The 9,214-nt window shown below is 48.3% G+C and carries 10 protein-coding genes and 1 tRNA gene; 6 read left to right on the forward strand and 5 right to left on the reverse strand.

Going from position 1 to position 9,214, the window contains the following annotated elements; all coding sequences use genetic code 11:
- From Q0231_RS03125 to Q0231_RS03135, 3 genes are all read left to right on the forward strand, one after another.
- Positions 1-252 (forward strand): NADH-quinone oxidoreductase subunit K (locus Q0231_RS03125; RefSeq protein ID WP_299344954.1); only part of this gene is annotated, 252 nt, incomplete at its 5' end.
- Positions 231-344, forward strand: a complete 114-nt coding sequence (locus Q0231_RS03130) for a hypothetical protein (RefSeq protein ID WP_299344957.1) — start codon at positions 231-233, stop codon at positions 342-344. The genes Q0231_RS03125 and Q0231_RS03130, both read left to right, overlap by 22 nt.
- A 198-nt stretch (positions 345-542) precedes the next feature.
- Entirely contained in the window at positions 543-2,375 is a 1,833-nt protein-coding gene (locus tag Q0231_RS03135; RefSeq protein WP_299344959.1) for a DUF4214 domain-containing protein, read from the forward strand.
- Between the two features lie 41 nt (positions 2,376-2,416).
- Here Q0231_RS03135 and Q0231_RS03140 read toward each other — a convergent pair whose 3' ends face one another.
- Complete coding sequence (locus Q0231_RS03140; RefSeq protein WP_299344962.1) at positions 2,417-2,848, reverse strand: hypothetical protein; 432 nt, start codon at positions 2,846-2,848, stop codon at positions 2,417-2,419.
- A 111-nt stretch (positions 2,849-2,959) separates the two neighbouring features.
- On the opposite strand from Q0231_RS03140, the gene Q0231_RS03145 reads away from it, so the two are divergent.
- On the forward strand, positions 2,960-4,702 hold the full coding sequence (locus Q0231_RS03145) for a DUF4214 domain-containing protein (RefSeq protein WP_299344965.1): 1,743 nt from the start codon (positions 2,960-2,962) through the stop codon (positions 4,700-4,702).
- A gap of 46 nt (positions 4,703-4,748) precedes the next feature.
- Here the strand turns inward: Q0231_RS03145 and purU are convergent, their stop codons facing one another.
- Together purU and Q0231_RS03155 are read right to left on the reverse strand one after the other, a co-directional pair.
- A complete protein-coding gene (gene purU, locus Q0231_RS03150; RefSeq protein WP_299344968.1) occupies positions 4,749-5,633 on the reverse strand; it encodes a formyltetrahydrofolate deformylase in 885 nt (294 codons plus the stop codon).
- 124 nt (positions 5,634-5,757) lie between these two features.
- A tRNA-Arg gene (locus Q0231_RS03155) sits at positions 5,758-5,834 on the reverse strand.
- A 164-nt stretch (positions 5,835-5,998) separates the two neighbouring features.
- On the opposite strand from Q0231_RS03155, the gene Q0231_RS03160 reads away from it, so the two are divergent.
- Positions 5,999-6,772 carry a thermonuclease family protein gene (locus Q0231_RS03160; protein WP_269395090.1) on the forward strand — a complete coding sequence of 258 codons (774 nt, stop codon included), beginning with the start codon at positions 5,999-6,001 and terminating at the stop codon, positions 6,770-6,772.
- A gap of 1 nt (position 6,773) precedes the next feature.
- Complete coding sequence (locus tag Q0231_RS03165) at positions 6,774-8,225, forward strand: M48 family metalloprotease (RefSeq protein WP_299344973.1); 1,452 nt, start codon at positions 6,774-6,776, stop codon at positions 8,223-8,225.
- 49 nt (positions 8,226-8,274) lie between these two features.
- Here the strand turns inward: Q0231_RS03165 and Q0231_RS03170 are convergent, their stop codons facing one another.
- Positions 8,275-8,841, reverse strand: a complete 567-nt coding sequence (locus Q0231_RS03170) for a CarD family transcriptional regulator (protein ID WP_269395088.1) — start codon at positions 8,839-8,841, stop codon at positions 8,275-8,277.
- Positions 8,831-9,214 (reverse strand): TRAP transporter substrate-binding protein DctP (dctP, locus tag Q0231_RS03175; protein WP_299344977.1); only part of this gene is annotated, 384 nt, incomplete at its 5' end. The genes dctP and Q0231_RS03170, both read right to left, overlap by 11 nt.

A 9,214-nucleotide genomic window follows, 5' to 3' on the forward strand; every position in this document is an offset into this window, starting at 1 on the left:
AGAGCTTTAATGGAGATTTTACTCAGCCTTTTGGTCGGCGTGCTGATGTCTGTCAGCGTATGGTTGATGCTCCGACGCAATCTGGTCAAATTCCTATTTGGCTTGGTACTTATCAGTAACGTTGCCAATCTCGTCATTTTCAAAGTAGGCGGATTGACCCGGGGCGCACCAGCACTCATTACGGACAGCGGTAGTGACGTTTATGCTAACTCATTACCGCAAGCTTTGGTGTGGCTGAATATCGAGAAGTAGATAAGAGCATCGACAAATTGCTTAGCCGTGCTGATGCTGCTCTTTATGAAGCCAAAGCAAATGGGCGCAACCAAGTTTGCCAAGCCAAATAGTTCAGGTATTTGCCTATTCGCCACAATCGCACAGGCAAAACTGTCACAGTTTTGCCTTTTGTTTTGACTAAAATCTGACCTATGCGTTTGGTGCTTGTGTGATTTGTTTGAAGGTTTTCGGCATTGCTCGACCCTAGACATCTATCAAATTGACAACCCGTGTTTGTGACCCAAAACATTTAATCTTTTGAGAGACATATGGCCAATTACAACGTTTGGAATAACTTATCAGCTGCAGATCAGGTTTCGTCACTTTCATCGAACTGGCATCACCTGAACAGCGGTTTCAAGCAAACAAGCACCACAGTCACTTTTGGGTTTCTTGCGCAGGATGATGGGCGGGTTTATCAACCTTATGTGCCGGATGGCGAGGCGACGAATTTCCAACAGTTTACCGCCTACGAACAAGCATTTACGCGCACAATTCTGCAATATCTTGAAGGTTTTTTGAACATCGATTTTGTTGAGGTGTTTGGCAGTTCCGCAACGCTGGGGTTTGGCAAACACAATATGAAACCCGGAGGGTATGCGGATTATCCAGGCATTTCAAAACAAGGCGTTTTTATCGCCACGGGACAAACAAACAACAATATTGGCGACTTTGGGCTTGGCTCAATTGTGCATGAACTTGGACATGCGCTTGGTCTAAATCATCCAAATGACTATTCGGGAAGTAGCGCACAACGCTTGAGCTATGATTTAGACACCACAATGCTCAGCATCATGTCGTACAATAATGCCTATTATACTGACCAGAATGGCAAGGGCTATTTTACGTTCTTTGGGCTGCTCGATATTGAGGCGCTTTTAAAGATTTATGGCGCGAAGCCTACCTTTGAAAACAATACCTACAAACTCAATCTAAAGGGCGATGCTGGCAAAACTGGAACAGTTTGGGATGTGCCGATTGCCATTCCATTCGTCCTTGCTGACAATGCGGGATATGACATTGTTGACGCTTCAACTCTGCAACTACCTGGGCAATTGAGCAGTGTTTTGTTTGATTTCAGCCAGGGCCTATCCCTTGGGTTGGGGCAAACGCTTGATGTTTATTCCAATAGTCTAGAAGAGTGGATTGCCCTTACAACAAGTGACAAAGTTCCTCACCTGCAAATTCATCACGATACGACCATCGAAGAATTCGTCGGCACGTCATTTGCTGAAACAGTGTTGGGCAATGGTGCGGGACAAACCGTGCGTGCCGGGGCTGGCAATGATATTATAATGGGTGCCGGTGGCAGTGACGTTATTGACGGCGGCACTGGAGTAGACACGGCCAAATATGCTGGCGAGCGATCTCAGTTTTCGCTGAGCCTGACAAAATCAGGGGTCACAAGTATTGCTGACCGTCAGGGCGTGGAGGGCACGGATTTTGTTTCAAATGTGGAAAATATAGATTTTGCAAGCGGCAAGGACATCAATCTGGATCAGTTGGATGGGGTGGTAAATGTTGCACCTGCGGATCTAACTGTGTTTATCGAAATGTATATTGCCTATTTCAATCGTGCGCCGGATGCAGAGGGTCTGTTTTATTGGGGCACGCGCTTGAATGATGGGATGGAACTCAGCCAAATTGCTAAGAGCTTTTTTGTGCAACCTGAAACGGTGGCGCTTTATCCAGACCCCAATGACACAACGGGTTTTGTGACGTCGGTTTACAATAACTTCTTGGGCCGTGCGCCGGACACCGCTGGCTTTAATTATTGGGTTGATGAGCTGAACTCGGGTTCTGTGTCACGCGATATTTTTATGCTGGCCATTATCAATGGCGCAAAGGCTGCAACAGGCAATCCGGCAGATGTGGACTACATTACGGGCAAAGCCAATATTGGTGCATACTTTTCCGTCATTAAGGGCATGAGCGAAGTGAGCAATGCCAAGGCTGCAATGGCACTATATGATGGCAGCGATGCGGGTTTGGCTGCGGCCAAGAACGCTGTTGATGGCTATTACGCATCTGCGCTTAATGCGAACAATGGCGAGTTTTTGATTAATCTTGTTGGGGTTATGGACGATCCATTTGCCGTTTAGATTGTGACGCTGCACCGATTGTTTTCTTTGTCGGTGTAGCGCTAGCGCAAATCTACGATTTTGATTTCTATCTCGTCACCAACACGACAATCTGGCACGTGGACCTGAGATGATGTTTTAATCTCAGACCATTCCATTCGATCCTCGTTTTGAAGAAACTTATATTTTACCTGATAAAAGGTTTGGACGTCCGCAATGCCCCAGGGCGTGACGGTCAAGTCTAGCGTTTTGTTTTGGCGGATATATTCATTGTTGATCGGCTGAACGATCCAACTATTGCTTGCTTCATCTAACCATCTTATCCCAAGAATGCTCACCCAGTGTGAGGAGTTGTTTGCGATCAAAATGGATTGGGCCGCACAGATATTCATTTGCTGTTCCGTTGCATTTATGGGGGTGAAATTGGCGACGTAAATGGCCAGGGCAATGCCAAAACTTCTGGTTATGCGTAAAAGTCGTTGCTGGTGCTTCATTATGCCTATCCAACGCAAATGGACCCAAGGGCGCCACAAACCAGTTGCCAACTTGGGTTTTCTGATCCAATTTGTCGTTAACATGTTTTGCATTGCGAGGGGACAAATACAATGGCAAACTTTGTGGTGGTGGATGCAATTCCATCAAATGATTTTGTTGCTGGATTGACGACAGAACCAAATAACCCAAAGCCGGTGAAGTGGGAAACGGGCGCAACCCTAAAGTATTATTTTGACGACACTGGCGCACGGGCTTGGAGTGATGCGGAAAAAACGCAGGCGGCGGCGGCATTTGCCGAATGGTCTAACGTGGCCAACATTGATTTTGCCTTGACAACAGACCGGGCGCAGGCTGATTTCATTCAAACACTCAATGAATCTGAAACTGTGCTGGGCGAAACAACAGCGCCCGCAGATGGCGTGAACCCGCCTACAATTTTTTACAGCGTAACGGGTACAAACTTTGACAATATCACGCCTGGTGGCAATACTTTTGCAACCATGGTGCATGAAATCGGCCATGCGATTGGCTTGTATCATCCGCACAGTGGTAAGCCGTTTCCGGGGGTAACGGTTGGCCAAGATCAGGAAAAAGGTACAGATAATCTCAATCAGCAAATCTGGACAGTCATGTCTTATGTTGCGGGTTGGGACGGTCAGCAAAACACAGGTCCTAGTTTTGGTGAAGCTGCCGGCGCGATGACATTTGATATTGCGGCCGCGCAAATGCTCTATGGCGCGCGGGATGCACAAACCGGCGACAATATTTACACATTGGCAACGGCCAATCAGGTTGGTACTGGCTGGGATGCCATTTGGGACACTGGCGGCACAGATACCATTACGGGCGCTGGTTCAAATGATGCAATGACCATTGATTTGCGTGCTGCAACGCTGGAAGGCGCGAACGCTGGGGGACATGTCTCTTGGATCGGGGGCATTCAAGGCGGTTTCACCATTGCGCAAAATGTTGTCATTGAAAACGCTATTGGCGGCAATGGTGCTGATACGATCATTGGAAACAGCGCTGCAAACGGTCTAACAGGTAATGGCGGCAATGACACGCTTGATGGTGGTGCTGGAACAGACACAGCTATTTATGCTGGCGAAGCGAAAAAGTTCTCTTTGACCATTACAAAAGGCGCTGCAACGACTGTTCAAGACCGGACAGGGGCAGAAGGCACTGACAGTCTGACTGCCGTTGAGAAAATTGATTTTCAAACTGGCACTAAGGATGTGAATCTGGATGCAATTGACGGGGTGGTGAATGTTTCATCTGCGGACCTTTCAGCCTTTATTGAAATGTATATCGCCTATTTCAATCGTGCGCCGGATGCCGAGGGTCTGTTCTACTGGGGTACACGCTTGAGTGAAGGCATGGGCAAAGAGCAAATTGCTAAAAGCTTTTACGTTCAGCCCGAAACCCAAGCGCTTTATACGAACCCTGATGATACCGAAGGATTTGTCACCGCTGTTTACAATAACTTCTTGGGCCGGGCGCCTGACGCAGAAGGATTTGCCTATTGGGTCAATCAGCTAAACACTGAAGCGGTTAGCAAACCGATCTTCTTGTTGGCGATCATCAACGGTGCTAAGGCGGCCACAGGCAGCCAAACTGATGTGGATTACTTCACGAACAAGGCCAACATTGGCGCCTATTATTCCGTGATTAAAGGCATGAGCAATGTAGATAACGCCAAAGCTGCAATGGCGCTTTATGATGGCACTGCGGGTAGTATCACAGCGGCGAAGAACGCGATTGATGCTTATCACACCGCAGCTCTTGATGCGAACAATGGCGAACTCCTCATCCACCTTGTGGGTGTGATGGATGATCCATTTGCGGTTGCTTAAGTTGACAAATTGCCGCCCGGTTCGCCGGGCGGTATACTATAATCAGTTATCCCATACGTTCTGATGCATAGCTGTCTGGGCTGGCCGGGAACACGATGGTTTTGTTGCCGCTGATGAAAGCACGGTGATGAATGTGGGCGTGGATAGCGCGCGCAAGAACTTGGCTTTCAACATCTCGGCCCAGCGCAACATAATCATTTGGGCTTTGAGCGTGGGTGACACGCGCAATATCCTGCTCAATAATCGGCCCTTCATCCAAATCTGAGGTAACATAATGGGATGTGGCCCCGATAAGCTTCACGCCCCTTGCGTACGCTTGCTTGTAAGGGTTTGCGCCCTTAAAACTCGGCAAGAAAGAGTGATGGATGTTGATAATGCGGCCTGACATTCTTTGGCACATTTGGTCGGACAATACTTGCATATAGCGGGCAAGAACAATCAGTTCAGCGCCGGTTTCTTCAATGATGGCAAGCTGAGCAGATTCTGCTTCGGCCTTGTTTTCTTTGGTCACTTTGATCAGATGAAAGGGGATGTTGCGGCTTTGCACAAGCTCTTGATAATCATCGTGATTAGAGATCACCGCCACAATATCAATCGGCAGTGCGCCAATCCGCCAACGATAAAGAATATCGTTTAGGCAGTGGCCAAACCGTGAAACAAAAATGGCAACTTTCATCTTTTTGGTTTCGTCATGAAATGCGAATTTCATTTGATGAGCTTGCGCAACCTGATCAAAGCCTTTGCTTAGGCCCTCCATTTTCATTTCCGTCGCGCACGTAAAGCTGATGCGCATGAAAAAACCACCATTTTCGAGATCGTCATATTGTGCGCTGTCGGTAATGTTGCAGGCGTTGTGTGCCAGATAGGTTGCAATTGCGGCGACAACCCCGGGCTGGGATTTGCACTCGACAGTAAGGGCGAATTTGTTCATTGCGACATGATCTCGTTGAGGTGAGGGTGTTTTGGTTGGGCAACCTAGTGGTTTTTTGCGCGATTGGGCAAGCCCGCAAACTCGGTTTTAGGTCTCAATGATTGTTGGGGTCACTAAAATGGCTTGGTGATCCCGACGCGATTCGAACGCGTGACCCCCAGATTAGGAATCTGGTGCTCTATCCTGCTGAGCTACGGGACCACTCTGGCGCAACATAGCTTGCGTATTGGCGCAAGAAAAGTCGGAATAGGTGATGATTTTTGCCTTATTTTCATGCAACATCGCGACTGAGTTTAAAAGTTGGCATTATTGGGGCGCGTTATTTCTTGGAATTCTTTCGGAATCGATTTTTCTTGGCGACAATTATGAGCATCACTACTTTTTTTGGCGGTGTCGCTTTTGCCTGTGAAACCTTAAAACCAGGCCCAAAGGGGCGGGTTGTCGAAGTTACGGATGGGGATACTGTTATTCTTGATAGCGGCGAAAAAGTGCGCTTGATTGGAATGCAGGCGCCCAAGTTGCCTTTGGGGCGAATTGGTTTTGACAAGTGGCCATTTGCTGATGAAGCGCAGGCATTTTTATACGATTTTGCCATGGGCGAAAATGTTCGGATTTATTATGGCGGGGCGCGCAAGGACCGGCATGGTCGGGTGCTTGGGCATATGTTTATTGATGATGATAAAAAAATGTGGGCGCAACGCGCGTTGCTTGAAGCGGGGCTGGCTCGGGTTTATTCCTTTTCAGACAACCGGCATTGTTTAGACGATTTGTTGTTGGCCGAACGTCAAGCACGTGTGGACACAAAGAACATATGGACCCACGATTACTACAAGTTGCGTGATGCCCATAAACCCCAGCAATTGGAAAAACGGCAGGGACACTATGAATTGGTGGAGGGGCGGATTTTTGGTGTTGGGGACACAGCTTATCGGATATATTTGAATTTTGGCCGAGATTGGAAAACCGACTTTACAGCGGTTATTGATCGACGGGTTGTAAAACATTTCACCGAAGCTGGAATTAACTTGCTAGAATTGGACGATGCGTTGGTGCGCGTGCGCGGTTGGGTTGATGTGGATGATGGTCCGCGTATTGATGTGACTCATCCAGAGCAAATTGAAATTTTGGCGTTTAAGTAATATGCAGTTTCATCGGATCATCATTGCTGGTTTGTTGTGCGGTTCAATATTGGGCTGCACCACAATTTTTGATGGCGGGCCAACTGTTGGCGTTAGCCGGTTGGGCGACGGTGCTGCGGTGCCTGAAGGTACAGACCCAAGCGATCAAATCATTGGTCAGCGGGAACACCCAAAAATTGTTGCTTCTTATGGCGGAAGCTATGATGACAGGGCTGCGCAGATCATGCTGGCGCGATTGGCCAGCAAATTGCTTGTGGCCGCAGGGGAAGGCGATAGCCAGCTCACGGTCACGATTTTGGACAGTGAAGAGGTCAATGCGTTCGCTTTGCCGGGCGGTTATATTTATGTAACGCGTGGTATATTAGCATTGGCCAACGATGAAGCCGAGCTGGCGGCGGTATTGGCGCATGAGATTGCCCATTTGACGCTACGTCATGCGCGGGAGCGCTCCAATAGAGAGCGGACCAGCAAAATTGTCGATAGGGTGATTGGCGGCATTTTGGGGGCCAACCCTGAAACGGATCAATCTGCAGCGCGCTCAAAACTCTCTTTGGCTGCCTTCTCGCAGGCGCAGGAATTGGCGGCAGACAAAGAGGGTGTAAAAATTGCTGGGCGAGCGGGGTATGACCCTCATGCAGCAGCCCGGTTTTTAGGCCTTATGGCCCAATTTGCTGCCTATAAGTCCAAAGAGCAATCAGGTGATGATTTTCTATCTAGTCACCCTTCAACACCTGACCGTATTGAATTGGCCGTTAAAGCTGCACGTGGATTTGGTGCGCCGGGCATTGGCGCAACAGAGCGCGAGCGCTATTTGGATGCCATTGATGGGCTGGCCTTTGGGCCAAACCCGAACAATGGTGCTATAGCGGGTCAACGTTACATTCACCCTAACCTTGGTTTTGTCTTTGCTGTGCCCAACAGTTACGAGTTGACGAACGCCAACGCATCAGTTGTTGGCGTGGCAAAAGACGGCACCGCAGTGCGCTTTGATAGCGTATTTGTGCCCGATAGTGTTTTGCTGGCTGACTATTTGAGATCGGGCTGGGTGGCAGGATTGAGTGAAAGCTCAATCCAAAAGACCACACGCAACAATGTGCCTATGGTCACCGCGTCAGCCCAAACCAAAGACTGGGCATTTGAAATTGCGGTTGTGCGGTTTGAGGGGCAGGTCTATCGCTTCATTTTTGCGGCAAAACATGCAGACAAGCGGCTAAAGAAAGACTTTGATTTCACACTTGGTAGTTTCAGGAAATTAAGAAGTGCGGATCTAAAGCAAATTCAACATTTTGAAGTGGAAGTTGTTGAGGCAAAGCCTGGACAAAGTGTCAGCAATTTGGTGGCGCGAATGGGTGGCGTTTCAGATGCAAGTGCGTTGTTCAATGTGCTCAATGGATTACTGCCGGGTGACCAATTGATTTCGGGACGTAGTTATAAGGTTATACAAAAAAAATAGGGCCGGTCGAATGACCAGCCCCATTTGGATATCTCTTGTATTCTAAAAACTATGCAGCGGCTTCTTCGGAATCGTCTGCATCGTCAGATTTTGCGCCACGACGTGGGCTTTTTGCCAAGTTTTTCTGGATCAGCTTCAGCGCTTCGGTCAATGTGATTTTATTGACGACGCTGATTTCACGTGACATGCGATCGATCGCTGCTTCAAACAATTGGCGTTCTGAGTATGATTGCTCGGGCTGTTCTTCAGAGCGGAACAGATCACGCACAACTTCAGCGATTGAAATCAAGTCACCAGAGTTGATCTTGGCTTCATATTCTTGTGCCCGACGGCTCCACATTGTGCGTTTAACGCGGGCGCGACCGGTTACGGTTTTCAGTCCTTTTTCAACGACTGAGTCTTCGGCTAGTTTGCGCATACCAACACTTTTAACTTTGGCGAGCGGAACGCGAAGGGTGAGTTTGTCCTGTTCGAAATTGATGACAAAAAGCTCAAGCGAAATGCCTGCTACTTCTTGCTCTTCAATACCGGTAATTTGGCCGACGCCATGTGCAGGGTAAACAACAAATTCGCCTGTTTTGAACCCTTGACGCTGTACTGACTTTTTAGTTGCCATTCGGTAAACTCCTAATTGACGCCCCGGCACTTCTTTTCGAATGTGCCCTTACTGATCCATCCTGATCATTATCGCGAAAAATGTAAGGAACACTGAATATCTTCATTTCAGGAGCAAAGCCTTCTAGGGGGCTTGCCGACACCTTCGTCATTGCGAGTGAGCCAATCTGCAACAGTTCTACAATTTCTCGCTCGGTTCCCAGCTGGCTACTCGGATAAATCACCACACTCATTGTACCGTCAGAATAGTAATCGAGTCGCTCTCCAAGGTATTCCATTGCCTTATGCACAGAGTGCTGCGTGTCCAATGTATGCCCCAAGCGCAATACGGTGACCTCGCCTTGCAATTCATTTTGCGAACACGCCGCTGTTAA

It is taken from the genome of uncultured Maritalea sp. (assembly GCF_937139385.1).
Classification (GTDB): domain Bacteria; phylum Pseudomonadota; class Alphaproteobacteria; order Rhizobiales; family Devosiaceae; genus Maritalea; species Maritalea porphyrae_A.